At 60.8% G+C, this 16,346-nt stretch carries 14 protein-coding genes; 2 read left to right on the top strand and 12 right to left on the bottom strand.

The features are described from left to right. Window positions 1-76 precede the first annotated feature (76 nt). The 6 genes from lpxK to MUU53_RS01275 all read right to left on the bottom strand — a co-directional run bounded on the left by lpxK (window position 77) and on the right by MUU53_RS01275 (window position 5,773). Window positions 77-1,123 (bottom strand): tetraacyldisaccharide 4'-kinase, encoded by a 1,047-nt coding sequence (gene lpxK, locus MUU53_RS01300; RefSeq protein ID WP_247259231.1) that lies wholly within the window; start codon window positions 1,121-1,123, stop codon window positions 77-79. 38 nt (window positions 1,124-1,161) lie between these two features. Beyond that, window positions 1,162-1,896, bottom strand: a complete 735-nt coding sequence (locus MUU53_RS01295; RefSeq protein ID WP_247259230.1) for an HAD family hydrolase — start codon at window positions 1,894-1,896, stop codon at window positions 1,162-1,164. Then, window positions 1,896-3,212, bottom strand: coding sequence for a lipid IV(A) 3-deoxy-D-manno-octulosonic acid transferase (gene waaA / locus MUU53_RS01290; protein ID WP_247259255.1), 1,317 nt, complete (start codon window positions 3,210-3,212; stop codon window positions 1,896-1,898). Before waaA ends, MUU53_RS01295 begins: the two co-directional genes overlap by 1 nt. Window positions 3,213-3,331: 119 nt before the next feature. Beyond that, window positions 3,332-3,571 (bottom strand): DUF4170 domain-containing protein, encoded by a 240-nt coding sequence (locus MUU53_RS01285; RefSeq protein WP_247259229.1) that lies wholly within the window; start codon window positions 3,569-3,571, stop codon window positions 3,332-3,334. Window positions 3,572-3,630: 59 nt separating this feature from the next. Next, the gene (locus MUU53_RS01280) at window positions 3,631-4,440 is read right to left on the bottom strand and encodes a 3'(2'),5'-bisphosphate nucleotidase CysQ (RefSeq protein ID WP_247259228.1); all 810 of its coding nucleotides are present in this window, start codon (window positions 4,438-4,440) and stop codon (window positions 3,631-3,633) included. Continuing rightward, window positions 4,427-5,773, bottom strand: coding sequence for a TldD/PmbA family protein (locus tag MUU53_RS01275; protein ID WP_247259227.1), 1,347 nt, complete (start codon window positions 5,771-5,773; stop codon window positions 4,427-4,429). Before MUU53_RS01275 ends, MUU53_RS01280 begins: the two co-directional genes overlap by 14 nt. Before the next feature lie 101 nt (window positions 5,774-5,874). Here MUU53_RS01275 and MUU53_RS01270 point away from each other — a divergent pair, with 101 nt between their 5' ends. Continuing rightward, entirely contained in the window at window positions 5,875-7,674 is a 1,800-nt protein-coding gene (locus tag MUU53_RS01270) for a monovalent cation:proton antiporter-2 (CPA2) family protein (protein ID WP_247259226.1), read from the top strand. Window positions 7,675-7,958: 284 nt separating this feature from the next. On the opposite strand, the gene MUU53_RS01265 is transcribed toward MUU53_RS01270, so the two are convergent. From MUU53_RS01265 to MUU53_RS01255, 3 genes are read right to left on the bottom strand one after another with little or no spacing between them, the layout of a single operon-like run. Beyond that, on the bottom strand, window positions 7,959-8,840 hold the full coding sequence (locus MUU53_RS01265) for a patatin-like phospholipase family protein (protein ID WP_247259225.1): 882 nt from the start codon (window positions 8,838-8,840) through the stop codon (window positions 7,959-7,961). A gap of 12 nt (window positions 8,841-8,852) precedes the next feature. After that, window positions 8,853-9,413, bottom strand: coding sequence for a 16S rRNA (guanine(966)-N(2))-methyltransferase RsmD (gene rsmD / locus MUU53_RS01260; protein WP_247259224.1), 561 nt, complete (start codon window positions 9,411-9,413; stop codon window positions 8,853-8,855). Between the two features lie 3 nt (window positions 9,414-9,416). Then, a complete protein-coding gene (locus MUU53_RS01255) occupies window positions 9,417-11,516 on the bottom strand; it encodes a pseudouridine synthase (protein ID WP_247259223.1) in 2,100 nt (699 codons plus the stop codon). Window positions 11,517-11,674: 158 nt separating this feature from the next. Here MUU53_RS01255 and MUU53_RS01250 point away from each other — a divergent pair, with 158 nt between their 5' ends. Further along, a complete protein-coding gene (locus MUU53_RS01250) occupies window positions 11,675-12,148 on the top strand; it encodes a nucleoside deaminase (protein ID WP_062553115.1) in 474 nt (157 codons plus the stop codon). Between the two features lie 18 nt (window positions 12,149-12,166). Here MUU53_RS01250 and MUU53_RS01245 read toward each other — a convergent pair whose 3' ends face one another. From MUU53_RS01245 to MUU53_RS01235, 3 genes are all read right to left on the bottom strand, one after another. Continuing rightward, window positions 12,167-12,793, bottom strand: a complete 627-nt coding sequence (locus tag MUU53_RS01245) for a hypothetical protein (protein WP_062553116.1) — start codon at window positions 12,791-12,793, stop codon at window positions 12,167-12,169. A 132-nt stretch (window positions 12,794-12,925) separates the two neighbouring features. Then, the gene (gene ileS, locus MUU53_RS01240; RefSeq protein ID WP_247259222.1) at window positions 12,926-15,841 is read right to left on the bottom strand and encodes an isoleucine--tRNA ligase; all 2,916 of its coding nucleotides are present in this window, start codon (window positions 15,839-15,841) and stop codon (window positions 12,926-12,928) included. A 237-nt stretch (window positions 15,842-16,078) separates the two neighbouring features. Further along, complete coding sequence (locus MUU53_RS01235) at window positions 16,079-16,318, bottom strand: BrnA antitoxin family protein (protein WP_062553118.1); 240 nt, start codon at window positions 16,316-16,318, stop codon at window positions 16,079-16,081. Between the last annotated feature and the right edge of the window lie 28 nt (window positions 16,319-16,346).

Raw genomic sequence — 16,346 nt, 5'->3', positions numbered from 1 at the left:
GATCGTACCTTGCGGGTATGCCCTTCGCCAAAAGCCTTGATCCTGACTGAAACCGAGCACGGCAGAACGATTCCATTTAGCCCTGAAACGCTCTACGTGCGCTAAGCAGGCGATTGCGGCAATTGAGGATTGCCTGATCGATCATCTTCGCTGGCGCGTGCGGATCATCGAACACCATCTCCACATCCACGACAGCCAGTTGCTGCAGCAGTTCTTCTGCTGCCCCATGATGTCCGATCAGACGGGCGCGGTCCTTCGCCGTCGTCACCAGTTGCAGATCCTGCTTTTGCGCATCCGCCAACAGATCCCGGATCTCATCCTCGGCAAAATAATGGTGATCGGGGAAGGAGCGCGTCGCAACCGGTTCCGCACCCACAGCTGACACTGTCCGGTAGAACTTTGCCGGATCTGCAATGCCCGCAAAGGCGAAGACCCGTTTGCCTTTAAGATCGGAATTTTCCATGGGCACGAGATTGGCAACCTGAACCGGGCGACCAGCTCGCGCGGCGCGGCGCACAAGAGCATCTGCTGCCGGACCATTGCCGACTTTGAGCATGGATGACATCTGCCGCAATTGCAGATCGATCGGTGCCCGCACCGGGCCACCCGGAACCAGATGACCATTCCCGATCCCACGCACAGAATCCACAACCACCAGTGCGAAATCAATCGTTAGCCGGGCGCTCTGGAAGCCATCGTCCATGATAATGAAATCGCAGCCTTCGGCAACCAGACGCTCTGCACCTTCGAAGCGTCTGCGTGAAATCACCGTCTTCGCTTCCCGCGCCAGAAGCAGCGGTTCGTCACCCACGGCGTCGGCACGGTGGTGATGCAGGTCGACGAGCGTGGTGACATCGAGCGAACCGCCATAGCCACGGCTCAAAAAGCCCGGCGTCAGACCCTTACCGACGGCGGCTTTCGCCATGGCCATTGCCGTTGGCGTCTTGCCGGCTCCGCCCACGGTAAAATTGCCGACACACAGAATAGGTATCGGAACAGACGGGCGATCCATGCGGGCCATCCGGCGACCGGCGATGCGGCCATAAAGATAGGAAACGGGGCTCAGGCTCCAGGCACGCCAATCGGCTTTCGTCCACCAGAATGGCGGTGCTTCCGAAACCATCTAACCCCTCCTCCGATCCGATGCGAAGGATCGGATCATCATGCTGTCTGGGCCTGCGGCAACAGTGTTTCGAGGCCCTTGATATCGCCCAGCACATGATCGGCCATGGCTTCCAGCGTTGCGGGCGAGCCGGTTCCCGTCAGCACGGCAACCTTCAAGCCGGCACCGGCTGCCGCCCCCATGTGCAAATCGTGATTGTTGTCGCCCACCATCGCGACCTGCGAAGGATCAAGACCCACGGCCTGGCAGAAGCCAAGCACCATGCCGGGTTCCGGCTTGCATCCATGGCCGCTGTCATAGCCCGCAATGAAATCGAGATGCTCGATGAAGCCGAACCGCCGGGCCGTCTCGCGGATCGATCGCTCGTTATCGCTGGAGGCGACGCCAAGCTTGAAGCCGCGCGCCTTCAGGCGTCCGAAATAGCCGCCGAGATCCGTCACCGGCACTGAAAAATCGGATGCGCGGACAAAGAGGTCGTCCAGTTCATTCGTCAGAGGACCAACAGCAAGAGGCGATCCAGCCGTGACGAAACCAGCCGCAATCTCGGCAGCAGTCCCCGCCGCAAACAGGCTGTCTGGCCGGGTCTTGCCCGTTGCCGGATCCATGCCGCAGGCGTTCATCAGGCGTTCCTCCAGTTCCACGCCACCGCCAGCCGCTGCAATACGCGCGGCCTCACGGTTCACCGGTCCCCAGCTTTCGTCATAGCGAATGAGGGTTCCATCCTTGTCGAACAGGAGGCCCTTGATGTGGGAGAGGTCCGCAGCGTCTGCCATCAGCCACCTGCACCGGCAGGACGCAGACGGGCCGTTACCGTCAGCGGGTTGATGTAGGGTTCGAGCGCCTTGATCGTTGTGGACAGGGCGCCCCGCATATCCTGGATTGCCTCGTGGCCGCTGTCGATCATCTTGTAGCGCGCCTGCTCGTTCGTCATCAGATAATGAACGGCCTTGGCCAGCATTTCGATATCACGCACCATCCGCGCACCGCCGCGCTTAACGATGTGCTGATAGGTCTCGCGGAAATTCTGCACATTGGGGCCGGAAAGCACCGCACAGCCCAGCATCGCGGACTCCATCGGGTTCTGCCCGCCTTCCGCCGTCAACGAGCGACCGACGAAAGAAATCTCCGTCAGCCGCAGATAAAGCCCCATCTCGCCGATCGTATCGCCGAGGAAGATATCCGTTTCCAGTGTGATTTCGTCACCGCGCGAACGACGCGCCACGACGAGCCCCTTTTCCACCAGCATGGCCTCGACCTCGTCCCCGCGCTCGGGATGGCGCGGGACGATGATCGTCAATTGCTGGTTCCGAGGCTTGAGTGCGCGGTGAACGAAGGCAGCGCCCTCTTCCTCGCCTGCGAAAGTGCAGATGGCCGCCCAGGTCTGGCGATCGCCGATCTGGGCACGGTAACGCGCAACTACGGCTTCGTCACAGGGCGGCGGATCGCTATCTCCCTTCAGGTTGCCGGATATCACCACCGGCCAGGCGCCCAGATCCTTGAAGCGTTCCGCATCGACATCCGAACGCGCCACTACAAGCGCGAGTTTGCCGAACAATAGCTCGGAAATGGAGAGATGGTTCTTCCAGCGGTCGAAGGAGCGGTCGGAAATACGCGCATTCACCCGGATCTGCGGAATGTTGCGGCGCGCGAGCTCTGCCACCGTTGTCGGCCAGATTTCGGACTCTGCCGTAATGGCCGCGTCCGGATGCCAATAGGCAATGAAGCGCTTGACCGAAAATTTCAGATCGAGCGGAACGTATTGATGGATGACCTCGCCTGCCAGACGCGTTTCCACGAGCGAGGCGGATGTGACGGTGCCGGTGGTCAGGAGAACATGGATCTCGCGCCGCATCAGTTCCTTGATCAGCGGAATGACGGCATTGGTTTCACCGACACTTGCCGCATGCACCCAGACCAGAGGCCCGCGCGGCCTTGGCTGGCTGGGATGACCGAACCGCTCCAGCCGACGGGCCCTGTCTTCCTTGCCCTTGAAAGCGCGATAGGAAAGATAGGGGACAGCGAGGGGATAGGCGCAGATTCCGGCCAGCCGGTACGCCAAAAGGGCTGCTTGCGCCATGCCGCTCCTCACTTGCCCCATCCGCTCATCAAGACCATCGACTTAATCGCTCCCCAACCGAATGCCGCAATCGTATGCTGTCAAAATACGTCAAAAACGCGCCGAAAACGGCACCCAGTGGCGTGGTTGCGTCAGTCGTTGGATTGTGGATCCAGAAGGCGGTGCATGTGCACGATGAAGTAACGCATCTGCGCGTTATCAACGGTCGCCTGAGCCTTGGCCTTCCAAGCCTGCAGGGCACTCGCATAGTCTGGAAAGATGCCGACGATGTCGAGCCCGTTCAAATCCTTGAACTGAACACTCTGGAGGCTTTCCAGCTCTCCGCCAAAAACCAGGTGAAGAAGTTGCTTTTTGCCGTCGCTATCGGTCATATTAGCTTAATCCTTTAATCTCCCTCGTCCTATTCTCCTGCGGCATTCCACAAAAAAGGTCAACAGGATCGCAGACCGAGGACAAGGCTTTCCAGAACATGTTCGGCACCTGCACATAACTCTTCGTGAGTGACGCGCTTGCGGTTGTAAACGAGGCGGTTACCTGCGAGATCGACCAGACGCCCGCCCGCCTGATGCAGGATTATGTCTGCCGCTGCAAGATCCCAATCGTGAGAATTCCGCTTTACCACCGTGCCGTCAATGCGGCCATCCGCAATCATGGCGATGCGATAGGCAAGTGAGGGTACGTGACGAATGCGCTTGAGCGTGCTTCGAACATCGTCCGGAAAGCGGGCCAGCATATCCTCCGGAAGCGCAATCTGCCGAAGCTCTCCCTCGCGTGGCTTTGAGACTTCTATTGAAACGCCATCCTTCACCGCAGGCAGACCGATGGCCGCGTACAGTTCCTCACCAAGGGCCGGCGCAAACAGGACTCCGGCAACAGGCTCTCCACGATGGACAACGGCCACGCTGACGCACCAGGTCTTCTCGCCATTGATGAAGGCGCGGGTTCCATCGATCGGATCGATGACAAAAAGGGTTTCGGCGTCAAGACGGGCCTCGTCGTCATCCGTCTCTTCCGAAAGCCAGCCATAATTCGGGCGCGCCTTCAACAGGATGTCCTGAAGCCGGTCGTTTGCCGCGAAATCCGCCGCGCTCACGGGGGATCGTCCGCCCTCCGTCTTCCACCAGACTTCTGGCGACTGGCCGAAGAAAGCGAAGGCAACTTCACCCGCCTCTCGCGCTGCACGGCGGATCAGCGCGAGATCATCGCTCCAGTCTGTTCTGGGGTTTTCAGCGTCCGGCAAGCGTCATGCCTTCAATCGCGATGGTAGGAGCAGCCGTGCCGAAGCTTCGATCAATATCGTTGGCTGGCGTGACCCGCATGAACATATCCTTCAGGTTGGACGCAATCGTCACCTCGGAGACCGGATAGGTGATTTCGCCGTTCTCGATCCAGAAGCCGGTTGCGCCCCGGGAATATTCGCCCGTGATCATGTTGACGCCGTGACCGATGAGTTCGGTGACATAGAAGCCGTTACCAATGCTGCGGATCAGATCCTGCGGCGAGATGTCACCCGGCTCAAGGGCCAGATTAGTGGATGCAGGATTGACGCTCGTGCCGCCCCGGACGCCGCGACCGTTGGTGGGCAGTCCCAGTTCCCGGCCCGTGGACGTGGACAGGAACCAGTGGTTCAGCACCCCGTCCTCGATCATCACCATGGGCTCACCCTTGACGCCTTCGCCATCGAAGGGGCGCGAGGAAGAGCCGCGCACGATCAGCGGATCATCGGTGATGTTGAGGCCTGATTTCAAAACCTGTTGCCCCATGCGATCGCGCAGGAAGCTTGTCTTGCGCGCCACGGATGCGCCGTTGATGGCACCGGCAATATGACCGACGAAGCCCCGCGCAATGCGGGGATCGAACACAACGGTAACGTTGCTCGCCGTGGGTACCTGTCGTGGATTGATGCGCTTTACCACGCGCTCGCCTGCCCGTCTTCCGATGTCACGCGCATCGTCCAGCTCAGCAAAGTAGAGGCGGCTGTCGTAGTCGTAGTCACGCTCCATCTTCGTGCCCTCGCCCGCGATCACGCTGACGGAACAACCGAAACGGCTTGCCATGTAGCTGCCAGAAAACCCGTGCGACGTAACCAGCACGAGACCGCCAGCACCGGCGGATGCGCCTGCGCCGGAGGAATTGGTCACACCGCCGACAGCTAAGGCCGCCTCTTCGGCTGCCAGTGCTGCATCGGTCAGCGTATCGGTCGAAACTTCGGTCGGATCGAAGAGATCGAGATCGGGATAGCTGTGCGCCAGGTCCTTTTCATCGGCCTGGCAGGCGAACCGATCTTCCGGCGAGACCTTGGCCATGGCAACGGCCCGTTCTGCCAATGCCTTGAGATCGAAACCGGGATTGGCAGATACACTTGCCACGCGCTGGCCGACAAAGACCCGCAGCGAAAAATCATCGCTTTCCGCGCTCTGCGTATTTTCTACCTTGCCCAGCCGCACGCTGACGGAGCGCGAGCGCGAGCGTACCACGACCGCATCGGCCTGGTCGGCTCCGGCCTTCATGGCGAGATCGATAAGTTCGCTGGCGCGGGTCACCAGGGCAGAGGAATCAATTTCGGATGTCATTCGCTTAAACCCTTCGTTCACGAACCATGTATTGTGCACTAAACAAAGCATCAAGTGCGGCAAGCGATTCTTGTCAGCCCCCAATCCGGACGAGAGGCTCCATGGTGACACCCGATCCACTGTTCAACGAAACCCTGCTTCTGCTGGGTGGCGCCATTCTGGCCGCGCCGATCTTCAAGAAACTGGGTCTCGGGACCGTTCTGGGCTACCTCGCAGCCGGTATCGTCATCGGGCCGATCCTGCGGCTGATCTCCGATCCGGAAGAGGTGCTGCATGTTTCAGAACTCGGTGTCGTGTTCCTTCTCTTCATCATCGGCCTTGAACTGAAGCCCTCCCGCCTGTGGCAGATGCGCGGCGATATCTTCGTTCTCGGAACCGCGCAGGTTCTGTTCTCCGGATTGCTTCTTTCAGGTCTCGCCTATCTCGCCAATATTGCCAGTTGGCAGGGAAGCGTGATTGCAGGCTTTGGCCTTGCGCTTTCCTCCACGGCCTTTGCCCTGCAGATCCTTGCAGACAATGGCGAAGCCAACGCGCTTTATGGACGTCGCGCCTTTTCTATCCTGCTTTTCCAGGATCTCGCCATCGTGCCGCTTCTGGCGCTTGTGACCATTCTGGGTTCGGGACCGGAGGCCAGCACATCGACTATCCTTGTCGATTCAGGTCGCGCCATTCTCGCCGTCGCAGCCATGGTGGTTGCAGGTCGCTATCTGCTGACGCCGATGTTTCAGGTGATTGCCCGGACGGGCGCCCGCGAAGTGATGCTTGCCGCGGCACTTCTGGTGGTGCTGGGGTCTGCCGTGCTGATGCAACTCGTTGGCCTCTCCATGGCCATGGGCGCCTTTCTTGCGGGCATCATGCTGGCTGAATCCTCCTATCGCCACGAGCTGGAAGCGGATATCGAGCCCTTTCGCGGCCTGCTGCTCGCCATGTTCTTCATGGCAGTGGGCCTCTCCCTTGATCTCAACGCCATCCTGTCGAACCTGCTTCTGATCGTGGCCGGCGTGCCATTGTTCATGATCGCCAAGGGATTGGTAATCTACGTGCTCTGCCGCCTCTGGGGTTCGACTAAGGAGGATGCGGCCAGCATCGCAGCACTTTTGCCGCAGGGCGGTGAATTCGGCTTCGTGCTGTTCACCACGGCGGTCTCCGCCGGTCTTCTGACGGCTGGTGCATCCTCGCTGCTGATTGCCAGCGTGACGCTTTCCATGGCGTTGACACCACTCGGCTCAGCACTTGCGCGGCGCTATTTCACCGGAGAGCAGAAGCGAGAAGAAATAGAAGAGGATTTCGAAGGTGCGGGTGCGGATGTGCTAATGATCGGCTTTTCGCGCTTCGGCCAGATCGCCGCGCAGATCCTGCTCGCCGGGGGCCGCGACGTGACCGTGATCGACGATTCTCCGGACCGCATCCGACAGGCGAGCTCTTTCGGTTTTCGCATCTACTTTGGAGATGGCGCCCGCAAGGAGGTTCTCCTGGCGGCGGGTATCGAGCGGGCGAAGATCGTTGCGATCTGTACGCATCGCCGCGATATCACCGACAGGATCGTGGATCTCATCCGGTCCGAGTTTCCAGAGGTGAAACTGTTCGTACGCTCCTATGATCGTATTCACACGATCTCGTTGCGGGCACGCGAGGTGGATTACGAGATCCGCGAAACGCTGGAATCCGGCCTGCTCTTCGGCCAGAAAACGCTGGAGGCGCTTGGAAAGACGGAAACGGAAGCCGCCGAGATCGGCGCCGATATCCGTCGGCGGGACGAGGAACGCCTGCAGATACAGGCAGCCGAGGGACTGACCGCCGGTCTGCACATGCTCCACACGCGCCCGGTTCGCCCGGAGCCTCTGACCAAGCCGAAGAGGCAGCCGGTGGCACACGAAGCCGATTCCGCGGGACAAGCCTGAGCCGCGCGGCTATCTCATACCAAATGTCGATGATAGGGACCGATTGCGCCGGAGCGATTTTGGTTTGCGGCGAGAAGAAAACCACAGTCGGACCCGAAGGTCCGGCGCGGATTTTCGACGACGTCCGAAGACCAAAATCGCCCGGTCCTCTGGATGGGCCGGATTTCCTCCACCGACTTTGTCGCAATCCTCGACCGATGCAGGCGCATCGCTCTCCGGTATGCTCCTCCTCGGATGAAGGTCTCCGGTCCCACGCAATCGGTTCATATCATCGACATTTGGTATCAGTCGCGGTCCCGGCCTTCCATCAACTTCTCGAAGGAGCGCTTCAACTCATCCTTGACGGGCTGGGACTCCTCGAGAATCTCCCGTGCTTTCAGGAAATCCAGCACACGGAACCGGTTGACCGAGGGGCGCAGGAAAATGTGGGGCGGATGCAGCTTCATCTTCAGCGAGATGGCTGACTGCATCATCAACTGGCTGGCGCCGAACATGCTATCAAAACGGCTGGGCGGATGGGTTCCATCGCCTTCCGGCGCGCCGACGACATCGACACCGATGACGATGTCGCAGTCCTCCATCAGGTGCTCCCAGGGGATGGGGTTGAAGATACCGCCATCCACCATGATGCGGCCATTGATCCGCACCGGCATGAAAAGCCCGGGAATTGCCGCAGAGGCCGCTATGGCCAATCGCAAATCGCCGGTTTCCAGAATGGCTTCCGTTTGGCCGTAATAATCGGTGACGGCGATCTTCATCGGGATGGACAGAGCACTGAAGCTCTGCGGAATTGCCGGAGACAGGAAGGCCTCCAGAATGCGCTCGAGGTTGAAGTGCCCGAGGCGGAAGCCGCCGATGCCATCGCGCATGCTGGCGGGACCGAGCGACCAGAGGCGGTTGAAAACAGCGTTGCGGTTGCCGACCGTTTCCAGCGTGTAGTCGCGGATCTCGGCGCCGCTCATTCCTGCCGCCATGCCGGTGCCAAAGATTGCACCGATCGACGAACCTGCAATCGCGATTGGGCGAATGCCCATTTCATCAAGCGCCTCGATGACGGCAATATGGGCAATGCCACGCGCGCCGCCACCGCCAAAGGCAACGGCCACGCGGGGAGCACCATTTGAGGGGACGACATGCTCTGCGCCGGGGGAGATCCGTGTCGTCATCGCGCTTTGCCTTCAGGCTGGTTTGTAGCGGAAAAAGTCTATGCGGGTTTCGCCAAAAACCCTCTGTTCCAGCGGCTGGAAAACAAGATCGCACGCCACGGTCACATCCGCCCTTTCCTCCAGAACCACCAGCGCATCCGGTGCAATCCAGCCACCCTTATGGGCGGAAAGAAGCGCTTGCTCGCCGAGACCCTGACCGTAGGGCGGATCTGCGAAGACAAAATGAAACGGTTCGATGTTTCCAACGGTGCCGAGACTGGTCGCATCCCGCCTCAAGATGCGAGCACGGCCATGCAGGCCGAACTGCTCGATGTTTTCCCAGAGAAGACCGCGTCCCTCAACGCCGTTCTCGACGAACAGTGCGCTGCGGCAGCCGCGCGACAGAGCCTCCAGGCCCACCGCGCCGGTTCCGGCAAACAGGTCGAGAACCCGGCTGCCATCCACGGCCTCCGGGTAGACATGGCTGATGATGTTGAACAGGCTCTCCCGCGTCCGGTCGATGGTCGGCCGGATCGCGTTTGATTTTGGCGTGGCGAGACTTCGGCCACGGAATTCACCACCGACAATGCGCACGTCTTAGCCCCTCGGACCGCGAGGACCCTTACCACCCCTCGGGCCACCGCGCGAACCGGAACCCGGACCGCGCCCGCCAGCCGGACGACCGCCCGGCTTACCGGAACCACCGGGACGACCACCCGGCTTGCCCGCACCACCGGGTTTGCCGCCGAATTTTCCGGCAGGCTTGCCACCGAAGCTCTTGCCCGCTGGCTTGCCCGATCTTTCGCCACCGGATCTTTCGCCAAAGGAGCGCTCGCCAGATGCGCGACCGCCCGGCTTGCCGCCGAACCCGCCGCGTCCGCCTTCGCGATCTCCGCGCTCGCTGCGCTGTGGACGGTCACCACGATCAGGCCTGTCGCCAAAGGGACGACCACGGCCTTCAGAGCGTTCTCCCTGCGGACGCGAGAACTTGCGTTCGCCGCCCCCGCGCGTCGGGCGCTCGCCGCCGGTATCCTTGCCGAACGTTGGCTTCGACCGCGGACGGTCGGAGAATGAACGGTCTCCGCCTTCCCTGCGTTCTCCACGCTCGGGACGTTCTCCCCGCGCAGGACGATCACCACGGTCCGGACGCTCTGAGCGGAACGGGCGGTCACCGCGATCCTGGCGTGGCCCGCGATCGCTACGGTCACCACGATCACTGCGATCCCCGCGGTCACGGAAGCCGCCGCCATCCTCGTCACGAGAACGACGCTGTGCCGGCGCTTCCTCGGCGCGGATCCAGTCGCTGTCACCTTCGACACGGTTGATGTTGGGACGACGCGGAGCCTCGGTCGGCTTGTTGAACAGGCGTTCCGCCTCGGCGCGCGCCGAGCTCTTGCCAGCGCCTCCATCCTTGGTGGGACGAGCGCCGGGCGCCATCCAGACGTTAGCTGTGCGGGATGTGCCCATGGGCGCACGCTTCTTGGGCTTCTCGTCTTCGAAACGATCGTCGCGGCCCCCGGACCGGCTATCGAACTTGCCGGAAGGCTTGCCCTTGCCAGCAAACTTGCCGTCGCCGCGACCCTTCGGCTTGTCGCCAAACCTGCCGCCCTCGCGACGCTCGCCGCGCGGTGCATCGCGATCATCGCGATTGCCAGCGGGCTTTTCAGCAGTACGCTTCTCACCAGCACGCTTTTCACCAGCACTCCAGGCCTTCTCGGCACGGGGAGCCTTCACCTCGGGCTTGTCCTCGTCCGGCGGCGGATTGTTGTAGATCGGCGCGTCGAAATTGGCCTTGGCCTCTTCGATCAGACGTGGGCCAAGCTGATCGCGCAGCATGCGGCCGCGCGCTTCCACCACATGGCCTTCCGGCAGATCGCCCAGTTGGAACGGCCCGTAGGAGATGCGGATCAGACGGTTGACGTCGAGCCCCAGAGCACCCAGGACGTTCTTGATTTCGCGGTTCTTGCCTTCACGAAGACCCATGGTGATCCACACATTGTGGCCCTGGGTGCGATCAAGCGTCGCTTCGATGGCACCATAGAGGACGCCATCGACGGCAATGCCGTCCTTCAGCTTGTCCAGTTGCTCCTGGCTGACTTCGCCATGGGCGCGCACGCGATAGCGGCGCAGCCAGCCTGTGGTGGGAAGTTCCAGCACGCGGGACAGACCGCCATCATTGGTCAGCAGCAGAAGGCCCTCGGTATTGATATCGAGACGGCCGATCGACATCACGCGCGGCAGTTCTTCCGGCAGGTTTTCGAAGACTGTCGGACGCCCTTCCGGATCGGAATTCGTGGTCACCAGACCGGCAGGCTTGTGGTAGAGCCAGAGGCGCGTGCGCTCGATGCCGCGGATAGGCTGGCCGTCCACTTCGATCTTGTCAGCCAGGGTCGCGTTCACGACAGGCGTATCCAGCACCGTTCCGTTGAGGCTGACGCGGCCTTCCATGATCATGCGCTCGACATCGCGGCGCGAGGCAATCCCTGCGCGCGCCAGGATCTTGGAAATGCGCTCCGGCTTGTCCGCTGTCGCAGCAGCCACAGCCGACGCATCGACGGCTGGCTTGCGGAAGGGCTTCTGAGGGCCCTTCTTTGCGGAAAACGCGCCATCATCGGATTTGCGGGCTGCGGTTGGTTTCTTCCTGTCGCGATCGAAGGGCTTGCCTCCTTCGCGCTTCGGCTTGTCTTTAAAGCTCATATGTTGTTTGCCTGAAGCGAGGGTGGGACATCGCGTCCTACCTTAAGTGCGTGTGTTGACTGTCATGACGTCTTGTCGCATCTCGGTTGAACCGGCGCGACGCAGGTTGGGACCGTTCCTATCAGGTCAGGCCCGCCGGGTTAAGAGGGAATCGCCGCATGAGCGGGACAAATCGTTTCATGGATGCGGCGATCGAGGAGGCAATCCGGGCGAAAGAGCGCGATGAGGTGCCGATCGGCGCGGTTGTGGTGCTGGATGGCGAGATCGTCGGACGCGGCGGAAATCGCACCCGTGAGCGGAACGATGTCACGGCGCATGCGGAAATCGTGGCGTTGCGGATGGCTTGCGAGGCCCTGGGACAAGAGCGGCTGGTCGGCGCAGATCTTTATGTCACGCTCGAACCCTGCACCATGTGTGCGGCGGCCATTTCCTTTGCGCGCATCCGCAGGCTCTATTACGGCGCCAGAGATATCAAAGGGGGAGCGGTGGAAAGCGGCGTTCGCTTCTTCAACCAGCCGACCTGCCACCATTCGCCGGATGTCTATTCCGGCTTCGCAGAGACGACAACTTCTCGCTTGCTGGTGGATTTCTTCCAGGCCAAGCGAGATGGCGCATTTTCGGGCAAAGGCTGACGCTGGGACGGGAGCCCCTTACTTGAAGGGGTTCCACCAGGACGACGAATTGGAAGAAGCGGCAGCGGCAGACTTCTTGCGCTCACGCTCTTTCTTCAGTTCCGGTTCGCCGAGATCGGTCAGGTTGGCGCTATCGGCCACGCGATACTGAACCGGCGGCTCGGTGAGCGTGCGGCGCTGACCCGCAATGCCCGGGCTTTCCGCATTGGCCTTGGCCTGACGGAAGGCTTCCCACTTCTGGGCCTCTGTCATCGTACCGGCCTTGCCATCACCAGCCAGCAGAGGCGAGCGATAATGCGGGTTGTTCTTGTTGGCTTCCGCCTCGTCACGCAGACGTGCGCGTGTTTCTTCCGGAGACTCGACCCAGTTCGGATTTGCTTCGCGGCTTGCAAGCGAGGTCTGCGGTTGCGGCAGGTTATCTGTGCGGGCCTTGTTGACCACCAGACCGGGACGCGGATTGTACTTGGTGCTTGGCTTGTCTTCCGGACCCAGCGAAATGGCGGAACCCAGATCGTCCACCAACTGCTCGCCGGCGGTCTTGCTCGTTCCATAGGTCGGGCTCGAAACGCAGCCGGACAAACCAACCACTGCCGCAGCCGCGGCGAGTAGGCCGAGCCTTACACGAATTGCCTGCAACGTCTTCATACCAACCCTTCCAGACGCGCCCCGTCCTGGCGCGCGAGATCACTCAAAACCCCGATTGGCCGAAAAATCCGGCCAATTTCAGGCAGACTTACCGGATGACGCGGCAAAGCGCAATCATCCGGTATTCTTCACTCACTTCAATGCGGCCAGTTCACGCAGCGCCTCGGCATCGCGCGCCGAGACATCCGGGTATGCCGGATCGGAACCGACATCCTTGGTGATCCTCCACGAACGGGCGCATTTGACGCCTTCCGCAAGCTTCGGCTCGACCGCAACCTTGGTGCCATCGTCCAGACGGAATGCCTCTGCCGGACCTTCTCCTGCCACCACGGAAATATCCGAGGTGATGCAGATTTCCGCGAAATCGAGACCTTCCAGCGCCTTCAGAAGCTCCGGATCAGCCACGTGCACGACGGGTGCGGCTTCCAGCGAAGAGCCGATGCGCTTTTCCTTGCGCTCGATTTCCAGAGCGCCTGTCACGGCACGGCGAACGGCGCGCACCTGCTTCCACTTTTCCGAAACCGTCTCGTTTGCCCAGTTCGACGGAATTGCCGGGAACTGTTCGAGATGCACGGACGTGGCGGACGGATCACGCGACAGCCATGCCTCTTCCGTGGTGAACGGCATCATCGGCGCAAACCACAGCACGAGGCAATCGAACAGCTTGCGGATGACGAAAAGGGCCGCGCGACGACGAGCCGAAGACGGCGCATCGCAATAAAGCGCATCCTTGCGGATATCGAAGTAGAAGGCCGACAGCTCGACGTTGGCGAAATCCGACAGAGCGCGGACGATGCGCTTGAAATCGAACTCGTCATAGCCCTTGCGCACCAGCTGATCGAGCTCGCTGAGGCGATGCAGCATCAGCTTTTCGAGTTCCGGCAGATCCGCATAGGCAATCTCATCGCCATGATCATGCGCCAGCGTTCCCAACATCCAGCGGATGGTGTTGCGGATCTTGCGATAGGCATCGATGTTCGTCTGGATGATCGTCTTGCCGAGGCGCTGGTCTTCGGCATAGTCGGTCGACATGACCCAGAGGCGCAGGATATCGGCGCCGGATTCCTTCATCACATCCTGCGGCGTCACCGTGTTGCCGAGCGATTTCGACATCTTGCGGCCATCTTCCGCCATGGTGAAACCATGGGTAATGACGGCATTGTAGGGCGCGCGGCCACGCGTTGCGCAGCTTTCCAGCAGCGAGGAATGGAACCAGCCGCGATGCTGGTCGGAGCCTTCCAGATAGACATCCGCCGGCCACTTCAGATCCGGGCGATCTTCCAAGGTGAAGGTATGGGTGGAGCCGGAATCGAACCAGACATCGAGGATGTCGGTGACCATCTGCCACTTGTCGCCGTCATGCTCGGAGCCTAAGAAACGCTCCTTGGCGCCTTCCGCGAACCAGGCATCTGCCCCTTCCTTCTCGAAGGCTTCGAGAATACGCGCGTTGACCTTCTCATCCTTCAGGACATTGCCTTCCGCATCGGCGAAGACGCAGATCGGCACGCCCCAGGCTCGCTGGCGGGAAAGCACCCAATCCGGGCGCTGCTCGATCATGGCGCGCAGGCGGTTCTGGCCACCGGCAGGCACGAAACGCGTCTGGTCGATGGCCGAGAGGGCGCGCGTGCGCAACGTGGTGCCATCGGACAAATCCTTGTCCATATAGACGAACCATTGCGGCGTGTTGCGGAAGATCACCGGCTTCTTGGAGCGCCAGCTATGCGGATATTCATGCTTGATACGGCCACGAGCAAACAGGTTGTTGGCGGCGATCAGGGCCTCCATCACACGCTTGTTGGCGTCACCCTTCTTGCCGTTGTCGTCGATAACACGCGCAGCACCGCCTTCAGCCGAAGGGCCAAAGCCGGGCGCTTCTTCCGTGTAGAAACCGGCGTCATCCACCGGGAACGGGATCTTCGTGTCGATGCCGCGTTCGGCAAGTGCCTTGCCATGCCCCATCCAGGCATCAAAGTCTTCGCGACCATGGCTCGGAGCGGTGTGCACGAAGCCCGTACCTGCATCATCGGTGACGTGATCGCCATCGAGCAGCGGCACCTTGAAGGTGTAGCCAAGGTGTGCGAGCGGATGGGCGCAGGTGATGGAGCCAAGTTCCTGCGCCGAGACCTGACGAACGCGCTTGAACTCCAGCTTGGCCTTGGCAAAAGCATCCGCTGCAAGCTTGTCGGCGAAGATGAGCTTTTCACCTGGACGAGGACCGAAGTCGTTCGCAGCCGCAGTGACTTCGTAAAGGCCGTATTCGATGCGTGACGAATAGGAGATCGCGCGGTTGCCCGGGATCGTCCAAGGAGTCGTGGTCCAGATGACGACGAACGAACCGTCGAGATCGCCTGATGCACCAACGGCAGGAAACTTCACCCAGATCGTGTCGCTTTCGACCTCGGCATATTCCACTTCCGCTTCGGCCAGAGCCGTGCGCTCGACAACCGACCACATGATGGGCTTGGAGCCGCGATAGAGCTGGCCGCTCATGGCGATCTTCAGGAGCTCGCCAGCGATGCGGGCTTCCGCGTGGAAGGCCATGGTCGTGTAGGGATTGTCGAAATCACCCTCAATGCCGAGACGGCGGAACTCTTCCGACTGGATGTTGATCCAGCCTTGCGCGAACTCGCGGCACTCCTGGCGAAATTCGTTGACCGGAACTTCGTTCTTGTCCTTGCCCTTTTCGCGATACTTTTCCTCGATCTTCCACTCGATCGGCAGGCCGTGGCAATCCCAGCCGGGAACATAATTGGCATCGAAGCCGCGCATCTGGAACGAGCGGGTGATGACGTCCTTCAGCACCTTGTTCAGCGCATGGCCGATATGGATGTTGCCGTTGGCGTAAGGAGGGCCGTCATGAAGAACGAACTTCTCGCGGCCAGCGGCGGAGGCGCGAAGTTGCTTGTAAAGCCCCATGTCCTTCCACTTCTTCGCCATTTCCGGCTCCTTCTGGGGAAGGCCGGCGCGCATGGGGAAATCGGTCTCGGGCAGGAACAGGGTGGACGAATAATCTTGCTTGTCTGCGGTATCGGTCTTGATGTCGGTCATGGATCAGCCATCGGAAAAGCGACGCTCGGTCGGTCGCAGGATAAGGAAACTGGCGGCACGTCGCGCTGGAACCAGCACGGAAAACCCGGACCTTTCCGCTACCGTTCAGGCGGCTGGAAAGGCCGGGCCGATAATTCGCTTCAAGGAGGCCGCAGCAAAAACTTTCATGATGCCCGGTTCTTTAGGGGTTTTTCGCCATAAAGAAAAGGGGCTTGCGAGGGCGCCGTCCGGGATATTCTACTCACCCTTCTGTGCGTCCACCACGGCGCGAAGAGCATCATTGATGCGCTCTTGCCAACCGGGGCCATCATTCTGGAAATGCTCAAGCACGTCGCTGTCGAGCTTGATCGAGACCATTTCCTTCACCTTGGGCGGAGAGCGGCGCTCAACTGCAGGTGCAGCCTGCTTCTTGGCGGGCTTGAACAGGGCTTCGGCGGCCTCCATCGGGTTGACCGGTCTGCGCGGTGTAGAGGCCATGGATCTGGTTTCCTGACAGGAGTTTCAA

Origin of the sequence: Affinirhizobium lemnae (assembly GCF_022968395.1) — a bacterium.
GTDB lineage: Bacteria > Pseudomonadota > Alphaproteobacteria > Rhizobiales > Rhizobiaceae > Neorhizobium > Neorhizobium lemnae.
This window is presented reverse-complemented; position numbering and strand designations above follow the sequence as displayed.